General features: G+C 60.1%; 20 protein-coding genes and 1 other RNA gene. 9 read left to right on the forward strand and 12 right to left on the reverse strand.

All coding sequences use genetic code 11. The features are described from left to right. Positions 1-146: 146 nt before the first annotated feature. The 4 genes from ubiI to M6G53_RS09895 form a co-directional block, all read right to left on the reverse strand. Positions 147-1,349 (reverse strand): FAD-dependent 2-octaprenylphenol hydroxylase, encoded by a 1,203-nt coding sequence (ubiI, locus tag M6G53_RS09880; RefSeq protein WP_253330892.1) that lies wholly within the window; start codon positions 1,347-1,349, stop codon positions 147-149. 80 nt (positions 1,350-1,429) lie between these two features. Next, positions 1,430-2,608, reverse strand: a complete 1,179-nt coding sequence (ubiH, locus tag M6G53_RS09885; RefSeq protein WP_253330894.1) for a 2-octaprenyl-6-methoxyphenyl hydroxylase — start codon at positions 2,606-2,608, stop codon at positions 1,430-1,432. A 1-nt stretch (position 2,609) separates the two neighbouring features. After that, complete coding sequence (gene pepP / locus M6G53_RS09890; RefSeq protein ID WP_253330903.1) at positions 2,610-3,926, reverse strand: Xaa-Pro aminopeptidase; 1,317 nt, start codon at positions 3,924-3,926, stop codon at positions 2,610-2,612. 55 nt (positions 3,927-3,981) lie between these two features. Further along, positions 3,982-4,560, reverse strand: a complete 579-nt coding sequence (locus M6G53_RS09895) for a YecA/YgfB family protein (RefSeq protein ID WP_253330905.1) — start codon at positions 4,558-4,560, stop codon at positions 3,982-3,984. Between the two features lie 319 nt (positions 4,561-4,879). On the opposite strand from M6G53_RS09895, the gene zapA reads away from it, so the two are divergent. From zapA to M6G53_RS09910, 3 genes are all read left to right on the forward strand, one after another. After that, positions 4,880-5,209, forward strand: a complete 330-nt coding sequence (gene zapA / locus M6G53_RS09900; protein WP_004931621.1) for a cell division protein ZapA — start codon at positions 4,880-4,882, stop codon at positions 5,207-5,209. 40 nt (positions 5,210-5,249) lie between these two features. Beyond that, a non-coding RNA gene (gene ssrS / locus M6G53_RS09905) (6S RNA) lies at positions 5,250-5,432 on the forward strand. Between the two features lie 52 nt (positions 5,433-5,484). Then, complete coding sequence (locus tag M6G53_RS09910; RefSeq protein ID WP_253330913.1) at positions 5,485-6,093, forward strand: 5-formyltetrahydrofolate cyclo-ligase; 609 nt, start codon at positions 5,485-5,487, stop codon at positions 6,091-6,093. 48 nt (positions 6,094-6,141) lie between these two features. On the opposite strand, the gene serA is transcribed toward M6G53_RS09910, so the two are convergent. Beyond that, positions 6,142-7,380: a phosphoglycerate dehydrogenase gene (gene serA / locus M6G53_RS09915; RefSeq protein WP_025304156.1), complete on the reverse strand. Its 1,239-nt coding sequence runs from the start codon at positions 7,378-7,380 to the stop codon at positions 6,142-6,144. A 292-nt stretch (positions 7,381-7,672) separates the two neighbouring features. Continuing rightward, a complete protein-coding gene (gene rpiA / locus M6G53_RS09920; protein ID WP_025304157.1) occupies positions 7,673-8,329 on the reverse strand; it encodes a ribose-5-phosphate isomerase RpiA in 657 nt (218 codons plus the stop codon). 203 nt (positions 8,330-8,532) lie between these two features. Here rpiA and M6G53_RS09925 point away from each other — a divergent pair, with 203 nt between their 5' ends. Next, positions 8,533-9,426, forward strand: coding sequence for a LysR family transcriptional regulator ArgP (locus tag M6G53_RS09925; protein WP_253330915.1), 894 nt, complete (start codon positions 8,533-8,535; stop codon positions 9,424-9,426). Between the two features lie 48 nt (positions 9,427-9,474). Here M6G53_RS09925 and M6G53_RS09930 read toward each other — a convergent pair whose 3' ends face one another. After that, entirely contained in the window at positions 9,475-10,206 is a 732-nt protein-coding gene (locus M6G53_RS09930; RefSeq protein ID WP_253330917.1) for an oxidative stress defense protein, read from the reverse strand. Positions 10,207-10,325: 119 nt separating this feature from the next. Beyond that, entirely contained in the window at positions 10,326-10,943 is a 618-nt protein-coding gene (gene argO, locus M6G53_RS09935; protein ID WP_253330919.1) for an arginine exporter ArgO, read from the reverse strand. A 223-nt stretch (positions 10,944-11,166) separates the two neighbouring features. On the opposite strand from argO, the gene M6G53_RS09940 reads away from it, so the two are divergent. After that, a complete protein-coding gene (locus M6G53_RS09940; RefSeq protein WP_253330921.1) occupies positions 11,167-11,865 on the forward strand; it encodes an RluA family pseudouridine synthase in 699 nt (232 codons plus the stop codon). Between the two features lie 7 nt (positions 11,866-11,872). Here M6G53_RS09940 and M6G53_RS09945 read toward each other — a convergent pair whose 3' ends face one another. Then, entirely contained in the window at positions 11,873-12,412 is a 540-nt protein-coding gene (locus M6G53_RS09945; RefSeq protein ID WP_253330922.1) for a DUF2058 domain-containing protein, read from the reverse strand. Between the two features lie 317 nt (positions 12,413-12,729). Here M6G53_RS09945 and M6G53_RS09950 point away from each other — a divergent pair, with 317 nt between their 5' ends. The 3 genes from M6G53_RS09950 to M6G53_RS09960 all read left to right on the forward strand — a co-directional run bounded on the left by M6G53_RS09950 (position 12,730) and on the right by M6G53_RS09960 (position 16,285). Beyond that, positions 12,730-13,707 (forward strand): DUF1852 domain-containing protein, encoded by a 978-nt coding sequence (locus M6G53_RS09950; RefSeq protein WP_253330924.1) that lies wholly within the window; start codon positions 12,730-12,732, stop codon positions 13,705-13,707. A 25-nt stretch (positions 13,708-13,732) separates the two neighbouring features. Next, entirely contained in the window at positions 13,733-14,764 is a 1,032-nt protein-coding gene (locus tag M6G53_RS09955) for a methionine synthase (protein WP_253330926.1), read from the forward strand. Between the two features lie 171 nt (positions 14,765-14,935). Further along, positions 14,936-16,285, forward strand: coding sequence for an MFS transporter (locus tag M6G53_RS09960; protein WP_253330929.1), 1,350 nt, complete (start codon positions 14,936-14,938; stop codon positions 16,283-16,285). Between the two features lie 83 nt (positions 16,286-16,368). Here the strand turns inward: M6G53_RS09960 and mscS are convergent, their stop codons facing one another. Then, a complete protein-coding gene (gene mscS, locus M6G53_RS09965; RefSeq protein WP_253330931.1) occupies positions 16,369-17,235 on the reverse strand; it encodes a small-conductance mechanosensitive channel MscS in 867 nt (288 codons plus the stop codon). A gap of 205 nt (positions 17,236-17,440) precedes the next feature. On the opposite strand from mscS, the gene M6G53_RS09970 reads away from it, so the two are divergent. After that, complete coding sequence (locus M6G53_RS09970; protein ID WP_253330933.1) at positions 17,441-18,109, forward strand: DUF1345 domain-containing protein; 669 nt, start codon at positions 17,441-17,443, stop codon at positions 18,107-18,109. 56 nt (positions 18,110-18,165) lie between these two features. On the opposite strand, the gene fbaA is transcribed toward M6G53_RS09970, so the two are convergent. Both fbaA and pgk read right to left on the reverse strand, forming a co-directional pair. Continuing rightward, complete coding sequence (fbaA, locus tag M6G53_RS09975; protein WP_025304179.1) at positions 18,166-19,245, reverse strand: class II fructose-bisphosphate aldolase; 1,080 nt, start codon at positions 19,243-19,245, stop codon at positions 18,166-18,168. Between the two features lie 116 nt (positions 19,246-19,361). Further along, positions 19,362-20,525, reverse strand: coding sequence for a phosphoglycerate kinase (pgk, locus tag M6G53_RS09980; protein WP_025160206.1), 1,164 nt, complete (start codon positions 20,523-20,525; stop codon positions 19,362-19,364). Between the last annotated feature and the right edge of the window lie 32 nt (positions 20,526-20,557).

Raw genomic sequence — 20,557 nt, forward strand, 5'->3', positions numbered from 1 at the left:
TTTTGATAACCGAACATGGAATTAGAAAAAGTAATGATAAAAAGCAGCTGAAATTAGATTATTTCAAATGAAGGGTTATATAAGGAAAGACGATGGCATAAGGCGAGAAGCGCGAGCCCGCAGCGGGCTCGCAGAAGGCGGGGGTGTCAGGCAAGCCACTCGGGCAGATCGTTCAGGCCCATTGCCTGACGCACCAGCTTCGGCTTGACGCCGGGCAGACTGTCCGCCAGCCGCAGCCCCACGTCGCGCAGCAGCTTTTTGGCCGGATGGTTGCCGTCGAACAGCTCGCGGAAACCCTGCATGCTGGCCAGCATCACCGCCGCGCCATGTTTGCGGCGGCGCTCATAGCGGCGCAGATAGAGGTGCTGGCCGATATCCTTGCCCTGCCGCTGCAGGCGGCGCAGTTCGGAAATCAGTTCGGCGGCATCCATAAAGCCCAGGTTCACGCCCTGCCCGGCCAGCGGATGCACGGTATGCGCCGCATCTCCCACCAGCGCCAGGCGGTGCGCGGCGAAGCTGCGCGCATAGCGGCCGGTCAGCGGGAACGCCAACCGTTCGCTTTCCAGGCTGCAGGCGCCCAGACGCATATCAAAGGCCATCGCCAGTTCGCGGTTGAACTGCGCCGGCTCAAGCTGTTGGAGCCGCTCGGCGTCTTCTGGCGTCACCGACCAGACGATGGAGCTCAAATGCGGATCGCTGAACGGCAGGAACGCCAGAATGCCGTCGCCGTGGAAAATTTGCCGCGCCGTCGCCTGATGCGGCTCTTCGGTGCGAATGGTGGCAACCAGCGCATGATGGCGATAATCCCAGAAGGTGAGCGGGATGTCGGCGTGCTGGCGCAGCCACGACTGGGCGCCGTCGGCACCGATCACCAGCCGGGCGGTCAGCATGCGGCCGTCTTCCAGCGTGACGAAGGCGTCGTTCTCGCCCCACGCCACCTGCTTGAGCGCAGCCGGAGTAATCAGCGTGATGTCCGACAGGTTTTCGGCGCGTTTCCACAGCGCCTGCTGGATCACCGAGTTTTCGATGATGTGGCCGAGGTGGCTGAAGCCGCACTCGTCGCCGCGGAAGGCGATTTTGCCGAAGCTGTCGCGCTCCCACACTTCCATCGCGTTGTAAGCGCTGGCGCGCAGTTGGAGAATGTCGTCCCACACGCCGATGTGCTGCAGCAAACGCTCGCTGGCGGCATTGATGGCGGAGACGCGCAGCGCAGGCTGCTCCGACGGCGGCGCCATGTCCGGCTGGCGCTGTTCCAGCACCGCCACGCGCAGCCCGCTGCCCTGCAGGCCGCAAGCCAACGTCAGCCCCACCATACCGCCACCGGCGATAATCACGTCAAATGATTGCATGCTGCTCGATTTCCTTAAATAACGCGCGACGCCTTGCCGCGCCGCGTTTTGGGCGCGCCACAGGGCGCCCGATTCTGTGTCTAACGTTCCACCCAGCCCAGCGTGCGCTTGGCGAAGGCGTCGCGCACCGCCGGCAAACGCGCCATCGCCATCAGCCCCAGATTACGGCCGACCACCAGCGGGGCATAACGGTTGGCGAACAGGCGGATCAATCCGTCGGTCACGCCGATCGTCGCCTGCCGATCGTTTTGCCGCCGCTGCTGATAGCGACTCAGCAGCGCATAAGCGCCGGCGTCTTCGCCGCTGTCTACCGCTTCCGCCAGCGTTTCCGCCAGCGACATCACGTCGCGCAGGCCGAGGTTGAACCCCTGCCCGGCGATCGGGTGCAGCGTCTGCGCCGCGTTGCCCACCAGCGCCAGACGATGGCTGACATGACGATCGGCGGTCAGCAGGCTGAGCGGATAACTGTGCCGTTTACCGGCCTTGAGGATACGCCCCAGCCGCCAGCCGAAGGCCTGTTGCAGCTCGGCGATAAAACGCTCGTCGTCCCAGGCATCCACCCGGGCGCGATCTTCGCGTGCATGGCACCACACCAGCGAACTGCGCCCCTGCGACATCGGCAGCAGCGCCAGCGGCCCGTAGCGGGTAAAACGCTCGAAGGCGCGCCCCTGCGGATCTTCCGCCGTGGTGACGTTGGCGATGGTGGCGAACTGCGGATAGTCCTCCTGCCGCCACTCTACGTTGCAGGCCTGCGCCAGCGCCGAACGCGAACCGTCGGCCGCCACCAGCAATTGCCCGCGCAGACGCTGGCCGTTGTCCAGCAGCACCTCCGCCCACTCTGCGGTGCGGATCACGTCCACCACCCGCGCGGGGCAGTGCAGCGTAACGCCCGGCGCCTTCGCCAGCAGCGCGAACAGCCGCTGCCCGGCGTCGTGCAGTTCGATCACCTGGCCAAGCGCATCGACCTGATAATCCTGCGCCTGTAGATTCACGAAACCGGCGTGGCCGCGATCGCTGACGTGCACCTGAGCGATCGGCGTGGCGCAGTCGCGCAGCGCCGGCCAAACGCCGATGCGCGCCAGCTGTTGGCAGGTGCCCTGCGCCAAAGCGATAGCGCGGGCGTCAAAGCCTGGGTGGCTGCGGTCGTCCGGCCGGGTCGCCTCGACCAGATCCACCGCCATTTTGCCCTGTGTGAGCGACGAGATGGCCAGCGCCAGCGTCGCGCCCGCCATACCGCCGCCAACGATAATTACGCTCATTCTATGACCTTGCCGCCGCCATTAAAGCCTCGATGGCATCGGCGTCTTTCACCACGCTGGCGGTCAGGTTTTCATTGCCGTCGGCAGTGATCACGATGTCGTCCTCGATGCGGATGCCGATGCCGCGGTATTCCGCCGGCACGTCCGCATCCGGCGCAATGTACAGCCCCGGTTCCACGGTCAGCACCATGCCCGGCTCCAGCAGCCGATCGCGGCTCGGCGTGCCGTAGTGGCCGACGTCGTGCACGTCCAGGCCCAGCCAGTGGCTCAGCCCGTGCATGAAGAACTGCCGGTGCGCCTGTTCCGCGAGCAGCTGGTCGACTTCACCTTTCAATACGCCCAGCTCCACCAGCCCGACCACCATGATGCGCACCACTTCGTCGTTGACTTCGCGAATGCTGGTGCCGGGTTTGAACAATGCCAAAGCGCGCAGCAGCGACGCCAGCACAATGTCGTACACCGCGCGCTGCGGCTTGCTGAACTTGCCGTTGACCGGGAAGGTACGGGTAATGTCGCCGGCGTACCCCTGATACTCGCAGCCGGCGTCGATCAGCACCAGATCGCCGTCGCGCATCTGGCTCTCGTTCTCGGTGTAGTGCAGGATGCAGCCGTTTTCGCCGCTGCCGACGATGGTGTTGTAAGACGGGTAGCGGGCGCCGAGGCGGGTGAACTCATGGTGAATTTCCGCTTCCAGCTGATATTCGAACATGCCCGGGCGGCATTTTTCCATCGCGCGGGTATGCGCCAGCGCGCTGATCTCACCGGCGCGGCGCATCACCGCCAGCTCTTCCGGCGATTTGAACAGCCGCATGTCGTGCAACCACGGCCGCCAGTCGGTCACGGTGGCCGGCGCCTGCAGATTCTGGCGGAACCCCTTGCGCAGCTTGTCCAGCGCGCCGAACAGGATCTGATCGGCGTAGGCGTATTCGCCCTGCGCGTGGTAAACCACGTCCAGGCCATTGAGCAGCAGATGCAGCTGGTCATTGATTTCATCGAACGGCAGCGCGCGATCCACGCCCAGCTTCGCCGGCGCGGCGTCTTGCCCCAGGCGGCGGCCAAACCAGATTTCCGCCGTCAGATCGCGTACCCGGTTGAACAGCACGCTGTGGTTATGCGTTTCGTCGCTTTTGATCAGCACCAGCACCGCTTCCGGCTCATTGAAGCCGGTCAGGTACCAAAAGTCGCTGTTCTGCCGGTAGGGATAGTCTGAATCTGCACTGCGCGTCGCTTCCGGCGCAGAGAAAATAACCGCCGCGCTGGCCGGCGCCATTTTCGCCAACAGCGCCTGACGGCGGTTGTTGAATTCCTGCTGAGTCATTACCTTCTCCTGAAATCATGCCATCCGCACCGCCGGCGGAGGGGCGATAGGACGTTTAGTGCAACGTCGGTTTGATGTTTTCCGGCGCCGTTGGTTTGTGACGGGTGAATTCGCCGTGGCACATGATGGCGGCAACCCGCACATACTCCGCCACTTCTTCCAGCGACTGTTCCAATTCTTCCTGATCTTCGTCTTCGTCGTAGCCCAATTGCGCGATGTTGCGCAGATCGTCGATCGCTTCCCCGACTTCGTCTTTCACCTGGGCCAGCTTCGGCTGCATCATGCCCAGCCCGAGCAGGAAGTGGTTGACCCAACCGGCCAGCGCGTCGGCGCGATCGAACACGCTGACGATCTCCCCTTCCGGCAGCATCAGTTGGAACAGGAATTCGTCGTCTTCGAGCGTTTCGCGCGTCACTTCATACAGCTGTTGCAGCGGTTGGCTGAGCGCCTGCGGGAAGGCGACGCCTTCGTTGGTCAGATCGTGCACCAGCGCCTGCCAGCCGGCATCGCGGCTGCCGCCGCACAGCAGGCCGCTGATCAGGCCGTGCATTTCTGCCGCGGTCAGCGCCACCGCCTGCTGGTTGAGGGCCACGGTCAAAGATTGGTAACTTGGAAATGTATTCTGTATAGACATGCGCATTCGTCATCGTTGGCAGGATAAGTTCGTGTTATGCTACCACCAAGGTCCGTCGCTATACCAGATAAGCGCGACACCTCAGTGGCTAGTTATAATCGTGATGTGGCAGGTCTCACACTGCGCCGGCGGGTGATGAAAGTGCGGTAACTGCGCATTTTGACACCCTTTTTTGACTGGCAGTGTCCGCCACAGTAGATTACAACCAGGTACTGAAAAAGGGGTTGTATCTTGGTACCGAGGTATATATAGTGGCGCCCGCTTTGACGGCCCGGCCAGGGCGGACAAGGCTGGCGCGAAATTTAGGCAGGAAGGTGGCATGTCTGCACAACCGGTAGATATTCAAATTTTTGGCCGCTCGTTAAGAGTCAATTGCCCGCCAGAACAACAAGATGCGTTGAATATGGCGGCGGACGATCTTAACCAACGGTTGCAAGATCTTAAAGTTCGCACTAGAGTCTCCAATACTGAGCAACTGGTTTTCATCGCGGCATTGAACGTCTGTCACGAACTGGCTCAAGAACGGTTGAAAACCCGTGACTATGCGTCCAATATGGAACAACGCATACGGATGCTGCAGCAGACCATTGAACAAGCGCTGCTTGAACAAGGTCGCATCTCTGAACGTCAGGATGCACAATTCGAATAACTTAAGTTGTTGAAACCACAGTTTCGGCAACGAGTACAAAATTTCTCTGAGATGTTCGCCAGCGGGCCAGTCCCCTGAGCCGATATTTAGTACAAACAGAATGTGTTGCTCCGCGATCGGTGAGCACGCTCGGTGCGCCGAGAAGCCTTAAGATTGCGACGGCACGTTCACCTTGAACCATGGGTTCAAGGGTTACAGCCTGCGACGGCATCTCGGAGATTCCCCTTCTCAGCGGTTTATGTGTGTTGAACCCCACACTGAGCAAGCCTGATACGATGCCTTTTCAACCCCAATTTGCGCAGCAGCGCCAAGCCATTCGTCAACTCATTCGCCAACGTCGGCGCGAGCTTACGCCGGGCCAGCAACGCTTTGCCGCAGAAAAGATAGCCGAACGCCTCGTCGCGCATGCGCGCATTCAGGCGGCGCACAGCATCGCGGTATTTCTGTCGTTTGACGGTGAACTCGACACCGGGCCGCTGATCGAGCATCTGTGGGTGCAGGGCAAACGGGTTTACCTACCGGTGCTGCATCCGTTCAGCCCGGGCCACCTGCTGTTCCTGCGCTATGCGCCGGAAACGCCGCTGGTGCGCAACCGCTTCAATATTCTCGAACCGCGCCTCGATGTACGCCAGGTGCTGCCGCTGGGTGAACTGGACATCGTGCTGACGCCGCTGGTGGCGTTCGATCATACCGGGCAGCGTCTGGGCATGGGCGGCGGCTTTTACGATCGCACCCTGCAAAACTGGCAAAACGGCGGCCCCTATCCCATCGGCCTGGCCCATGATTGCCAACAGGTGGAGCACCTGCCAACCGAGCATTGGGATATCCCGCTGCCGGAAATCCTCACCCCACTTTGCAGCTGGGCGTGGCACGAACCCAAATAGCAAAAGGCCGGATCGCTCCGGCCTTTTTCGTTGCGGCATGTTGCTGAATCAGAACAGCAAACGGGCACGAATGGTGCCGTCAATGGCCTTCATGCGCTGCAGCGCGGCATCGGCGCGCGCGGTTTCCGCTTCGATGTCGATCACCACGTAGCCGATTTCCGGCCCGGTTTGCAGATACTGCGCGGCGATGTTAACCCCCTCTTCGGCGAAGATCTGGTTAATCTGCGTCAGCACGCCCGGGCGGTTTTCGTGGATGTGCAGCAGGCGGCTGGCATTCGGGCCATGCGCCGGCAGCGACACTTCCGGGAAGTTGACGGCGGACAGGGTCGACCCGTTGTCGGAATATTTCGCCAGCTTGCCGGCCACTTCGTCGCCGATGTTCTCCTGCGCTTCCTGGGTGGAGCCACCGATGTGCGGCGTCAGCAGCACGTTGTCGAACTCACACAGCGGCGAGTTGAACGGATCGCTGTTGGTCGCCGGCTCTTCCGGGAAGACGTCGATCGCCGCACCCGCCAGGTGATTGCTGGCCAGCGCATCGCACAGCGCGGGGATATCCACCACGGTACCGCGCGAGGCGTTGATCAGAATGGCACCCGGTTTCATCAGCGCCAGCTCTTCCGCCCCCATCATGTTCTTGGTGGCCAGCGTTTCCGGCACGTGCAGCGTCACCACATCGCTCATATTGAGCAGATCGGACAGATGGCGCACCTGCTGCGCGTTGCCCAGCGGCAGCTTGTTCTCGATATCGTAGAAGAACACCTTCATGCCCAGCCCTTCGGCCAGAATGCCGAGCTGGGTGCCGATATGGCCATAGCCGATGATGCCCAGCTTTTTGCCACGCGCCTCATAGGAGCCCACGGCCAGTTTGTGCCACACGCCGCGGTGCGCCTTGGCGTTGGCAGCCGGAATGCCGCGCAGCATCAGCAGCAGCTCGCCCAGCACCATTTCGGCCACGGATCGGGTATTGGAGAACGGGGCGTTGAAGACCGGAATACCGCGTTTGGTCGCCGCTTTCAGATCAACCTGATTGGTGCCGATGCAGAAGCAGCCCACCGCCACCAGTTTTTCTGCGGCGGCGAACACCTCTTCGGTCAGATGCGTACGCGATCGGATGCCGACGAAGTGCGCATCGCGGATGGAGGCCTTCAGCGATTCGGTGTCTAACGCACCCTTGTGATATTCGATGTTGGTATAACCGGCGGCACGCAAGTTATCGACCGTGCTCTGATGAACCCCTTCCACCAACAGGAATTTAATCCTGTCTTTCTCCAATGATACTTTTGCCATTTACCCGACCCTATGTTCAGACTTCAGAAGCGGCTGTGACGACACAGCTCCCATCCAACATAACAAAAATAACGCGGGCGGCAATACAAACGATTGCCTGCCCAGCAGGACAAGGCGCAGCGTTCCTGGCGGTTTACGGCAGAAAATGCCATAGGGAAAGTTTTCGGCAGAAGCTTTGGGGAGTCAGGTTTAACAATGTGACATAAGTCACCAAATTTGCCGTTTTTCAGAAAAGATATTTTAACCGAAGAATTATGCGGCCCGGCACTGCCGGGCCACAGACGGCGGAGGCTTATTTGACCACTTTCACGCCTTCCGGGGTGCCGACCAGCGCCACGTCCGCGCCGCGGTTGGCGAACAGCCCCACGGTCACCACGCCGGCGATGCCGTTGATCTTGTTCTCCAGGGCGATGGCGTCGGTGATGCTCAGGTTGTGCACGTCCAGGATCACGTTGCCGTTGTCGGTCACCACGTTCTGACGATACTCCGGCAGGCCGCCCAGCTTCACCAGCTCACGCGCCACGTAAGAGCGGGCCATCGGGATCACTTCCACCGGCAGCGGGAACTTGCCCAGCACGTCCACCTGCTTGCTGGCGTCGACGATGCAGATGAATTTCTTGGCGATGGCGGCGATGATCTTCTCGCGCGTCAGCGCCGCGCCGCCGCCCTTGATCATCTGCATATGGCCGTTGATTTCGTCCGCGCCGTCCACGTAGATATCGAGCGAGTCCACTTCGTTGCTGTCGAACACGTGGATGCCGAGGCTTTTCAGCTTGGCGGTGGAGGCGTCGGAGCTGGACACCGCGCCTTCGATCTGGTGCTTGATGGATCCCAGCGCATCAATAAAGTGGGCAGCGGTAGAACCGGTGCCGACCCCGACGATGGTGCCCGGCGTCACGTATTCCAGCGCCGCCCAGCCCACCGCTTTTTTCAGTTCGTCCTGCGTCATAATATGTCCCTTGCCTCTGTACGAAAACGTGTGCGTATTATAGGGTAAAACGCTGTTTTTCACGCCGGCAGGATCACACTTATTTACCGCAGGCCGCATTTTTACCCGCTTGGCGGCGAGGCTGGGGCGTGATTTTCCACCTGCGCCATGCGCAAAATGTGGCATAGTGCCGGTATCATTCTAATTTAAGGGATATCTTTCCGATGAAACGCCCAGACTATCGTACGCTGCAAGCGCTGGACGCGGTGATCCGTGAGCGCGGCTTCGAACGCGCCGCTCAAAAACTCTGTATCACGCAATCGGCGGTATCCCAACGCATCAAACAGCTGGAAAACCTGTTCGGCCAACCGCTGCTGGTCCGTACCGTGCCGCCGCGCCCCACCGAACAAGGGCAAAAGTTGCTGGCGCTGCTGCATCAGGTGGAGCTGCTGGAAGAAGAGTGGCTGGGCAACGACACCGGCGTCGATACGCCGCTGCTGCTGTCGCTGGCGGTCAACGCCGACAGTCTGGCGACCTGGCTGCTGCCGGCGCTGAAGCCGGTGCTGGCGGACTCCCCCATTCGCCTGAATCTGCAGGTGGAAGATGAAACCCGTACCCAGGAGCGGCTGCGCCGCGGTGAAGTGGTGGGCGCGGTGAGTATTCAGCCGCAGCCGCTACCGAGCTGCCTGGTAGATCGGCTGGGGGCGCTGGACTACCTGTTCGTGGCCTCCGGCGGCTTCGCCGAGCGCTACTTCCCGAGCGGCGTCACCCGCTCCGCGCTGCTGAAAGCGCCGGCGGTGGCCTTCGATCATCTCGACGACATGCACCAGGCGTTTTTGCAGCAGAACTTTGATCTGTCGCCGGGCAGCGTGCCCTGCCACATCGTGAACTCCTCGGAAGCCTTCGTGCAGCTGGCGCGTCAGGGCACGACCTGCTGTATGATCCCGCACCTGCAGATCGAAAAGGAGCTGGAGTCCGGTGAGCTGATCGATCTGACGCCGGGGCTGTACCAGCGCCGCATGCTGTACTGGCATCGTTTCGCGCCGGAAAGCCGCATGATGCGCAAAGTGACCGACGCGCTGCTGGAACACGGCCACCAGGTACTGCGCCAGGATTAAAACGAAAAAAGGTTCGCCTCAGCGAACCTTTTCATCGATAGCCTGCCCTTACTGCGCGGCGTTGCGCTGCAGCTCGAACACCACATCCACCTGATCGTCGAAGTGAATGCTTTGCTGTTCATAGGTTTGCGCCGCGTCGCTTTCCGCCACCGCGCCGGCCGCCTTATACATCCGCGCCACCGGCATCGGCTGGTAATTGGCGACCCGGTAGCGAATGCTGTACACTGGCCCCAGCTTGGCGTGGAAACCTTTGGCCAAAGATTCGGCCTGCTGAGTCGCATTCTCGATCGCTTTTTGCCGCGCCTGCTCGCGATACACGTCCGGCTTGGCGACGCCCAGCTCCACCGCGCGGATCTCGTTCAGGCCGGATTTCAGCGCGCCGTCCAGCAGCTCGTTCAGCTTGTCCAACTGGCGCAGGGTCACCTGCACCTGGCGCACCGCCCGGTAGCCCTTCAACACCGACTCGCCGGTTTTCAGGTAGTCGTATTCCGGCTGGGTGCGCAGGTTGGCGGCGCTGATGTCTTTCTTCTCGATGTTGTTTTTCTGCAGGAAATCAAAGTACTGCGCCACGCGCTCGTCCACCTGCTTCTTCGCCTGGGCGGCGTCTTTGGCGGAAACGCTCACTTCAATCGCCAGGGTGGCGATATCCGGCGTGGCGTCCACGCTGGCGGTGCCGGAGGTGACGACGTGCGGCCCTTCAGGCACTTCAGCCGCCTGCAGCGCCATCGGTAATGTCCCTAATCCGACCATTGCGGCCATAGCCAATGCTTTTAGCTTCACAGTGTCTCCTTATGACAGGCTGTCTCTGATCGCCGGCTTTTCCCGTGGGAACCGCCGGATTCCTGGCATCAAACGTAGCATATCGCGCGGCGTTTTAAATTCGGATTAGTGACAAATTCTTATAAATTTGCCCCCTGCCAGGCCAGCTGCAGCGCGATGCCCCACATCACCAGCCCGACCAGCGCGTTGATGATGCGCTGCGCCCGCTGCGTGTTCAGCCACGGCGCCAGCCAGGAGGCCAGCAGCGCCAGCCCGAAGAACCACACCGCCGACGCACTGACCGCGCCGAGCGCGAACCAGGAGCGCACGTCCGCCGTCAGCTGCCCGCCCAGGCTGCCGAGCACCACGAAGGTATCCAGATAAACGTGCGGGTTCAGCCAGGTGACCGCCAGCATGGTGACAACGATGCGCCAGCGGCTCTGCGCCAGCTCCTGCGCCGCGGCCTGCGCCGGCTGCGGGCTGAGGGCGGAGCGGAACGCGCCCCAGCCGTACCACAGCAGAAACGCCACCCCACCCCAGGTGACCAGCGCCAGCAGCAGCGGCGAGCGGGTCAGCAAGGCGCTGCCGCCGAAAATACCGGCGCAGATCAGCACGATATCGCTCAATGCGCACAGCGAAGCAATCATCAAATGATACTGGCGGCGAATGCCCTGATTCATCACGAATACGTTCTGCGGGCCCAGCGGCAGGATCATGGCGGCGCTCAGGGCAAAGCCCTGCAGGAAGACGGCTAACATGGGGATTCCTCGAATGATAAAAGGCGCCGGACGAGGGCGCGTGTCGGTCAACACGCGCATCATACGAGGAAGCGATCATTAGGTGAAATTGATGTTTCTAATCCAGTATCAGAGGAGCTAATACTCAAATCGGCGAGGGAGGATCACGCTGTGAGCGCCGTCAAATTCGCCCATCGGCGAAAAATTCGCTATCATCCACACCCACCTTCCAGCCGGCCGCCCGATGTCTACGATTACCGATTCCTTTATCGCCCCGCCCTGCCATGAGCAGATAGAGATCCTCTATCAGGACGATCATCTGGCGCTGATCAATAAGCCGGCCGGGCTGCTCAGCCTCTCGGGCAAAAATCCGCAGAATCTCGATTCGGTGCACCACCGGCTGGTGCAGATTTTCCCCGGCTGCGCCCTGGTGCACCGCCTGGATTTCGGCACGTCAGGGTTGATGGTGGTGGCCCGCAACAAGGCCGTCAACGCCGCGCTCTGCCGGCAGTTCAGCGAACGCACCGTCAGCAAGGTGTACAGCGCGCTGCTCTGCGGCCATCTGGCGGATAACGAAGGGGTCATAGACGCAGCGATCGCCAAAGATCCGGCGCTGTTCCCGCTGATGTCGATTTGCGCCCTCCACGGCAAGCCCGCCCGCTCCCGCTATCGGGTCGTCGAGCGTTTTTATCGTGAAACGGAGGACGGGATCTCGCTGCCGCTGACGCGGGTGCAGCTCACCCCAGAGACCGGGCGCACCCACCAGCTGCGTATTCACAGCCGGCAGTTGGGCCACCCTATTTTAGGCTGCGATCTGTATGGCGGGCGTCTGCTGCCGGGTACCGAACAGACGCCGCGGCTGATGCTGCACGCCAGCGAACTGGACTTTGTGCACCCCATCAGCGAAGCGCGGATCGCCGCACGTCACGCCGCGCCGTTCTGAGCGCGGCTTACCACATCAAATCGTCGGGCACTTTAAAGTCGGCGTACGGATCGTCTTCATCCTGTTCTTCCTGACTCAGCGCGCTGTGCAACACGATGCTGGCCGCATCGCGCTGCGCGATTTTATCGGCGACGCTCGCGGGGATAATCGCGTATTCACACTCTTCGCGGTTCTCGACCACCAGGCGGGCAATGGCGAGGCGGCCATTGATCAGCTGGGTCTGCGTCGCCTTATCCACCAGGATTTTTTTGATCAGGTTACCGTCGGTGAAGTTGAAACCGATGTCACCTTTCGCCAGGACGATGCGGTTCATCTCGATCAGCTGCTTCACCTGCGCCTTGTATTCTTTGGACAGCACGGCTTGCTTTTGCTGCTCGCTCAGCTGCTTATCGCGCTCAAGCTGCGCCTTTTTATTCTCTTCCACCGCCTCTCTGGCCTCGCGGGCCTGAACGCGTGATTTTTTAGCCGTTCTTTGGACCTTGGCCATTTTCTTGCTGGTGACCAGGCCCGCTTTGAGCATCTGCTCTTGTAAGGTGAGTTTTGTCATGTTCGTGTCTGAATCCGTGGGGTCATGGGGGGATTATACCCGCAATTTTTCAGGCGGCGCCAGGTTGCCGGCCCGGCGCACCGGGTGGCTTGCGCAGCAGGGCAACGGTGGCAAACCGGCCCGAATGCCAGATCATGAACGCGGCTCATGTGGTAATGAAATTAAGTCTCTTTCACTCCCCGCAGGACTCTGGCAAAAATAGACCTCATTAACGACAGACAATATGAAACCGGCTGAATAAAAAAAGAGAAAAACAACCCATTGAAACAAATGGATAAATCCAGCCTTCATATCATATAACAGGATGCTATAAGACGATGAATAAAGACTTTACCTTTACGATTAAGCGCAGTTCTTTCGATGAAGACTATAACCCTTCCGAAAGTACGCGTATCACCACCAACTTTGCCAATTTGGCCAGAGGGGAAAACCGCCGGGAGAACCTGCGCAACACGCTGGCGATGATTAACAATCGCTTCAATTCGTTGGCGCCTTGGGATAATCCCAAGGCCAACCGCTATTCGGTTGAGCTTGAAATCATTTCGGTTGAGATGCGCGTTGACGAGCAGGGTGCCAGCTTCCCGGTGATCGAAATCCTGAAAACCCACATCATTGATAAAAAATCGCAAAAGCGTATTGAGGGCATCGTCGGGAATAATTTCTCGTCTTACGTGCGCGATTACGACTTTAGCGTCTTGCTGCCGGAGCACAATAAAAACACGGCGGAATTCAACATTCCGGACGATTTCGGCGATTTGCACGGCAATATCTTTAAGCACTTCGTCAATTCAAACGAATACCATGCGAATTTCAGCAAACCGCCGGTGATCTGCCTCAGCGTGTCCAGCAAAGACACCTATCATCGGACGGGCAATCAACATCCGGTGTTGGGCGACGAGTATCGGCAAGACGGCGCTTCGCTGACCGACCGGTACTTTAATAAAATGGGCCTGCAGGTGCGCTACTTCATGCCGAAAAATAGCGTCGCGCCGCTGGCGTTTTATTTCCCCGGGGATTTGCTGAGCGATTACACCGATCTGGAGCTGATCGGCACCATCAGCACGATGGAGACCTTCCAAAAAATCTATCGGCCTGAAATTTACAATGCCAACTCGGCGGCAGGGCAATGCTATCAGCCAAGCCTGAATAACCAGGATCATTCATTAACCAAGATTGTTTACGATCGCGAAGAGCGTAGCCGGTTAGCGATTGAGCAGGGGAAATTTACGGAAGAGCAATTTATCAAACCCTACAAGCCCATTCTTGAGCAGTGGTCTGCTCACTACGCGCTTTGATTCACTCAAATACAGGTCATCTATTATGAAAATATTGCTCCCTACGTCGACCGCCGGCAGCTTGCCTAAGCCGTCCTGGCTGGCCCAACCGGAAACCCTGTGGTCGCCCTGGAAATTGCAGAATGAAGAATTAGTCGAAGGCAAACAGGATGCCCTGCGTTTGTCGCTGGCAGAGCAACAGCAGGCCGGCATCGATATCGTCAGCGATGGCGAGCAAACGCGCCAGCACTTCGTCACGACGTTTATCGAACACCTTAGCGGCGTCGATTTCGAGAAACGCGAGGTGGTTAAAATCCGCAATCGCTATGAGGCGAGCGTGCCGACCGTCGTGGGGGCGGTGGCCCGTCAACAGCCCGTGTTCGTTGAAGACGCCAAATTTTTACGCCGGCTGACCAAGCAGCCGATTAAATGGGCCCTGCCGGGGCCGATGACCATGATCGACACGCTCTATGACAACCACTATAAAAGCCGCGAAAAATTGGCCTGGGAGTTCGCCAAGATCCTCAATCAGGAAGCCAAAGAGCTCGAGGCTGCCGGCGTCGACATCATTCAGTTTGATGAGCCCGCATTTAACGTGTTCTTTGACGAGGTGAATGACTGGGGCATCGCCGCGCTGGAAAGGGCCGTTGAAGGGCTTAAGTGTGAAACGGCGGTGCATATCTGCTATGGGTACGGCATTAAGGCCAATACCGACTGGAAAAAGACGCTGGGCTCTGAGTGGCGGCAATATGAAGAGGCGTTCCCCAAGCTGCAAACCTCTACTATCGATATCATCTCGCTGGAGTGCCATAACTCGCACGTGCCGATGGATCTGCTTGGACTGATCCGCGGCAAAAAAGTGATGGTTGGCGCCATTGATGTAGCGAATCATACCGTTGAGACGCCGGAAGAAGTGGCCGCTACGCTGCGTAAAGCGCTGCAGTTTGTCGATGCCGACAAGCTCTATCCCTCCACCAACTGCGGCATGGCCCCCCTGCCTCGTCGGGTCGCCAGCGGCAAGCTGAACGCCTTGAGTGCGGGCGCCGAGATCGTGCGCCGGGAACTGCTGGCCAAATAACCTCACCATCGCCCGCCGCAGGAGCCTCCTGCGGCGGGCGATGATCATCGACTCCCTCTCCCCGCAACGTCCCCGCTCTGGTGTATACTCGAGCTTCTACGCGATGCCAGCCACAGCGGCCTGAACGGCCCCTCAGCCAGCCCACACCAGCTTAATAACAGTGGAACCCTCATGAGCCCAGATACCGCTCGCATCAGCGAAATTATCGATCGCGCCAGGATCTCGCCTTATCAAATCCTCATCCTTACCCTGTGTTTCCTGATCGCCCTGCTGGACGGCTTCGATACCGCCATCATCGGCTATATCGCCCCGGCGCTGCGCGAAGAGTGGGGCCTGCACCCCTCGCAGCTCTCTCCCGCCTTCGGCGCGGGGCTGTTCGGCCTGCTGATCGGCAGCCTGCTGTTCGGGCCGATCGCCGACGCCATCGGCCGCAAACGCGTGCTGCTCGTCGCGGTGCTGGTGTTTGGCGGCTGCACTCTGGCTTCGGCCTATACGCAATCGATAGAATCCCTGACCTTGCTGCGCTTCATTACCGGCATTGGCCTTGGGGGTGCGATACCGACCTGCATTACCCTCAGCTCGGAGTACTCACCGGCGCGCCGCCGCATGCTGATGGTCACCCTGAGCTGGAGCGGCTTTACCGCCGGGTTGGCCCTGGGCGGCCTGCTGGCCGGGCAGATCATCCCGGCGTTCGGCTGGCGCGGCATGCTGCTGGTGGGTGGCATTGCGCCGTTGGCGCTGCTGCCGCTGCTGGCCTGGCAAATGCCCGAATCGGTACGCTTTATGGCCGCCAGCGCCAAACATGCCGATCGGTTGCGCCGGGTGGTCGAGCGCATCACCGGCCGGCGTTGGACGGGGGTCACCATCGTCGATGACGAGCGCCCACCGCAGGCCAAGTCGCCGATCTCGCACCTGTTTATCGAAGGGCGCGCCGTGCGCACCCTGCTGCTGTGGGCGGCGTTCTTCTGCTCGCTGTTCGTGTTCTACCTGCTCACCAGCTGGCTGCCGACGATCCTCAAAGACGCCGGTTACGATATCGCCCACGCCTCGCGCATCGGGGCGATGGTGCCGCTCGGCGGCACCCTGGGCGCCGTCCTGATGGCGCTGCTGATGGACCGGGTCGGGCCCTACCGCGTGCTGGCCGTCTCCTACCTGGGTGCCGCGCTGGTGATCGGCGCGACCGGGTATCTGATGGGCGACGTCTACACGCTGGCCGCCGTCGTGTTCCTGATCGGCTTCGGCGTAGCCGGCGCGCAAAACGGCCTGAACCTGGTCTCCGCCACCCTTTACCCGACAGCAGCCCGCGTGACCGGCGTCAGCTGGGCCATGGCCAACGGCCGCTTCGGCTCGATCGTCGGCTCGATGCTCGGCGCCTGGATGATGACCGCCGCCGGATCGGCGGAAGTGTTTTTCCTCTGGCTGGCGCTGCCGGCGCTGCTGGGCGCGGTCGCCATCTTCCTGCTCTATCGCCTCAGTCCGCGCCATCGCGCGCCGCGCGCGGAACCGGCCGCCGACGCCTGAACTCGCGGAAAAGAAAAGGCCGAGACGCCCTCGGTGGCGTCTCGGCCCGTAATGAAAAAAGGGGGCCCAGGCCCCCTTCTCTGTTATTCCGCCTTGGCGGAAGCGTCTTCAGTGCGATACAGGTGCACGTCCATCTGCGGGAACGGAATGCCGATGTTGTGGGCATCCAGCGCGCGCTTGAAGTTTTCCATCAGATCGAAGTACACGTTCCAGTATTCCGCGTTGGTGGTCCAGGAACGGGTGACGAAGTTCAGGGAAGACGGCGCCATCTCGTTCAGACGCACGGTCACGCCTTTGGCATGCAGGATGCGCTTGTCGGCGGCGATCACGTCGCCCAGCACTTTCTTCACCACGTCGATATCGGCGTTGTAGGCCACGCCCACCACGATATCCACGCGGCGGTTCGGTTCACGGGAGTAGTTGATGATGTTGCCGGCGATGATTTTACCGTTCGGCACCACGATGGTTTTATTGTCGGAAGTCCGCAGGGTGGTGGAGAAAATCTGCACCTGATCGACGGTACCGGCCACGCCGCCCAGATCGACATATTCACCCACGCGCAGCGGGCGGAAGATCACCAGCAGCACGCCGGCGGCAAAGTTGGACAGCGACCCTTGCAGCGCCAGGCCGACGGCCAAACCGGCGGCACCCAGCACGGCGATCACCGAGGTGGTCTGCACGCCGACGCGCCCCAGCACCGCGATGAAGGTGAATGCCAGCACGCCGTAGCGCACGATTGCCGACAGGAAGTCTGCCACCGTGGCGTCGATGCCGCGCAGCTTCATCACGCGATTTAACGCATTGCCAACCACGCGGGCTACGATCGAACCGATGATCAGGATAACGATGGCGGCGACGATATTCACCGCGTACTGGATCAGTAGATCCTGGTTCTTCACCAGCCAGTCGCCGGCACCGTTGATGCCGTCTACTACATTCAAATCTTTCATTCGTGTCGTCCTAACTCAGTCCCTAACGGGAGAAACTCGCAAAAATACACTGGCCTCGGCGGCCAGTCGGAAACCACCGCCTTAGGGTAACCAACATTAAAGGCTCCTGCCAACCGTCAGCGTTAAAAATAGCCTAAACTGCCCGCCGCTTCTTCTATGCTGAGAACAGCGCGTTGGCCATTTCACGACAAGGGATCTGTTTTTCATGCATATTCGCTCTTCGCTCAAACACTATTGGCTAGTGCGGCCCAGGCTGCTGTTTTCGGTCGGCGCCGGGCTGCTGTGCTTTTTGCTGCTGCCCGCCCAGCTTTCGCTGCTGCAGCGCCTGATGATCGGCTGGAATACGCTGGCCTGGCTCTACCTGCTGTTTCTCTGGCGGCTGATGCTGATCAGCACGCCGCAGCACATTCGCCAGATCGCCCGGCGGCAGGACGAAAGCGCCAGCATGGTGCTGACGCTGGTCAGCCTCGGTTGTCTGGTCAGTTTACTGGCGATCCTGTTTGAACTGAGCAGCGCCAAACAGGTGGCCGGATCTTTGAAGACGCTGCATTTGCTGCTGACCGGCTCCACGCTGGTGGTCTCCTGGCTGCTGCTGCCGACCGCCTTCACCATGCACTATGCCCACCAGTTTTATCGCCAGGGCGCGCAGCAGGCTCCGTTGCCGCTGCTGTTTCCCGGCAACCTCACCGAGCCGACCTATCTGGATTTCGCCTATTTCTCCTTCACTATCGCGGTCGCGTCGCAGACCGCCGATGTGGCGGTCGGAGCGGCGGAGGTGCGCAAGGTCACCCTGTTGCAGTCGGTGATCTCCTTCGCGTTCAACATGCTGATCCTGGGCCTGTCTGTCAACGTCGGCGCCGGCCTGCTGGGCTGAAAACGAAAAAGGCTCCCCACAGGGAGCCTTTTACATCGTGCAACAGGTGCCGAAGATTACAGAACGTCTACCGCGTTCAGATCTTTGAAGGCCTGCTCCAGACGCGTCACCATGCTGGTCTGCGCTGCGCGCAGCCATACGCGTGGATCGTAGTATTTCTTGTTCGGCTGATCGGCGCCTTTCGGGTTGCCCAGCTGGCCCTGCAGGTAAGCTTCGTTCGCTTTGTAGTACTGCAGGATGCCGTCCCAGGTCGCCCATTGGGTGTCGGTGTCGATGTTCATCTTGATAACACCATAACCCACAGACTCTTTGATCTCTGCGTCGGTAGAACCGGAACCGCCGTGGAACACGAAGTTCAGGCTGTTGTGCGGCAGGTTGAATTTCTTGGACACGTAGTCCTGAGAATCACGCAGGATGGTCGGGGTCAGCTTGACGTTGCCTGGCTTGTACACGCCGTGTACGTTACCGAAGGAGGCAGCGATGGTGAAGCGCGGGCTGATGGCGTTCAGTTTTTCGTACGCGTAAGCCACGTCTTCCGGCTGGGTGTACAGTGCGGAAGCGTCCATATGGCTGTTATCCACGCCATCTTCTTCACCGCCGGTGCAGCCCAGTTCGATTTCCAGCGTCATGCCGATTTTGGCCATGCGCTTCAGGTAGGCGCTACAGATCTCGATGTTTTCTTCCAGCGACTCTTCAGACAGATCGATCATGTGGGAAGAGAACAGCGGTTTGCCGGTAGCGGCGAAGTGCTTCTCGCCGGCGTCCAGCAGGCCGTCCAGCCATGGCAGCAGTTTCTTCGCGCAGTGGTCGGTGTGCAGGATCACCGGCACGCCGTAGTGTTCAGCCATCTGGTGAACGTGGTGTGCGCCAGAGATGGCGCCCAGAATCGCTGCGCCCTGAGGCACATCGGTCTTCACGCCTTTGCCGGCGATGAACGCGGCGCCGCCGTTGGAGAACTGAACGATGACCGGCGCGCGCACTTTAGCCGCGGCTTCCAGCACTGCGTTGATGGAGTCGGTACCCACGCAGTTTACCGCTGGCAGCGCAAAGTTGTTCTCTTTAGCAACTGCGAAGACTTTCTGAACGTCATCACCCGTGATGACACCCGGTTTTACGAAATCAAAAATTTTAGACATGTTACTTTGTCCTGTTTCGTCGGCCGTAGATGGATGTAAATCGATGTTTTCACGCCGCGCAGCATTAGCCGCGCGGTATAAAACAAACGGGCGGCTTTCGCCTCCCGTTGTCTGAATTACTGCTTAGCGCGCTCTTCCAGCATCACGACGGCAGGCAGCGGTTTCCCTTCAACGAATTCCAGGAATGCGCCACCGCCGGTGGAGATGTAGGAGATTTTGTCAGCGATACCGAACAGATCGATGGCTGCCAGAGTGTCGCCGCCGCCAGCGATAGAGAAAGCGTCGCTATCGGCGATCGCGCGGGCGACAATTTCGGTGCCCTTACGGAAGTTAGGGAACTCGAATACGCCAACCGGGCCATTCCACAGAATGGTCTTGGCGTTCTTCAGGATAACGGCCAGACGCTCGGCAGAGACGTCGCCCATATCCAGAATTTGCTCGTTGTCCTGGATCTCGTTGGCTTGCTTCACGGTCGCGGTCGCGGTTTCGGAGAACTCGGTCGCTACGCGCACGTCGGTCGGAACCGGAATGTCGCAGGTTTCCAGCAGTTTCTGCGCGTTCGGGATCAGGTCAGGTTCGTACAGGGACTGGCCCACGTTGTTGCCCTGCGCCGCCACGAAGGTGTTGGCAATGCCGCCGCCGACGATCAGCTGATCGGCGATTTTGGACAGGGAATCCAGCACGGTCAGTTTGGTGGACACTTTAGAACCGCCCACGATAGCGACCATCGGACGGGCCGGGTTACCCAGGGCCTTGCCCAGCGCTTCCAGCTCGGCGGACAGCAGCGGGCCGGCACAGGCGACAGGCGCGAACTTGCCCACGCCGTGGGTGGAAGCCTGCGCGCGGTGCGCAGTGCCGAACGCGTCCATCACGTACACGTCGCACAGCGCCGCGTATTTCTTGGACAGGGTTTCGTCGTCTTTCTTCTCGCCCTTGTTGAAACGGACGTTTTCCAGCACCACCAGTTCGCCTTCGGCGACGTCGACGCCATCCAGATAATCCTTCGCCAGACGCACTGGGGATTTCAGGTGATCTTTCAGGTAGTTGACCACAGGCAGCAGGGAGAATTCTTCGTTGTACTCGCCTTCGGTAGGACGACCCAGGTGGGAGGTCACCATCACGCGGGCGCCTTGCTTCAGCGCAGCTTCGATAGTCGGCAGGGAAGCGCGGATACGCGCATCGGAAGTCACTTTACCGTCTTTTACCGGCACGTTCAGATCGGAGCGGATCAGTACGCGTTTACCCGCCAGATCCAGATCGGTCATCTTAATTACAGACATGGTGAACCCTCTTTATTGAATCTCTATAAAAT

This window comes from Serratia nevei, assembly GCF_024160145.1.
GTDB classification, from domain to species: Bacteria; Pseudomonadota; Gammaproteobacteria; order Enterobacterales; family Enterobacteriaceae; genus Serratia; species Serratia nevei_A.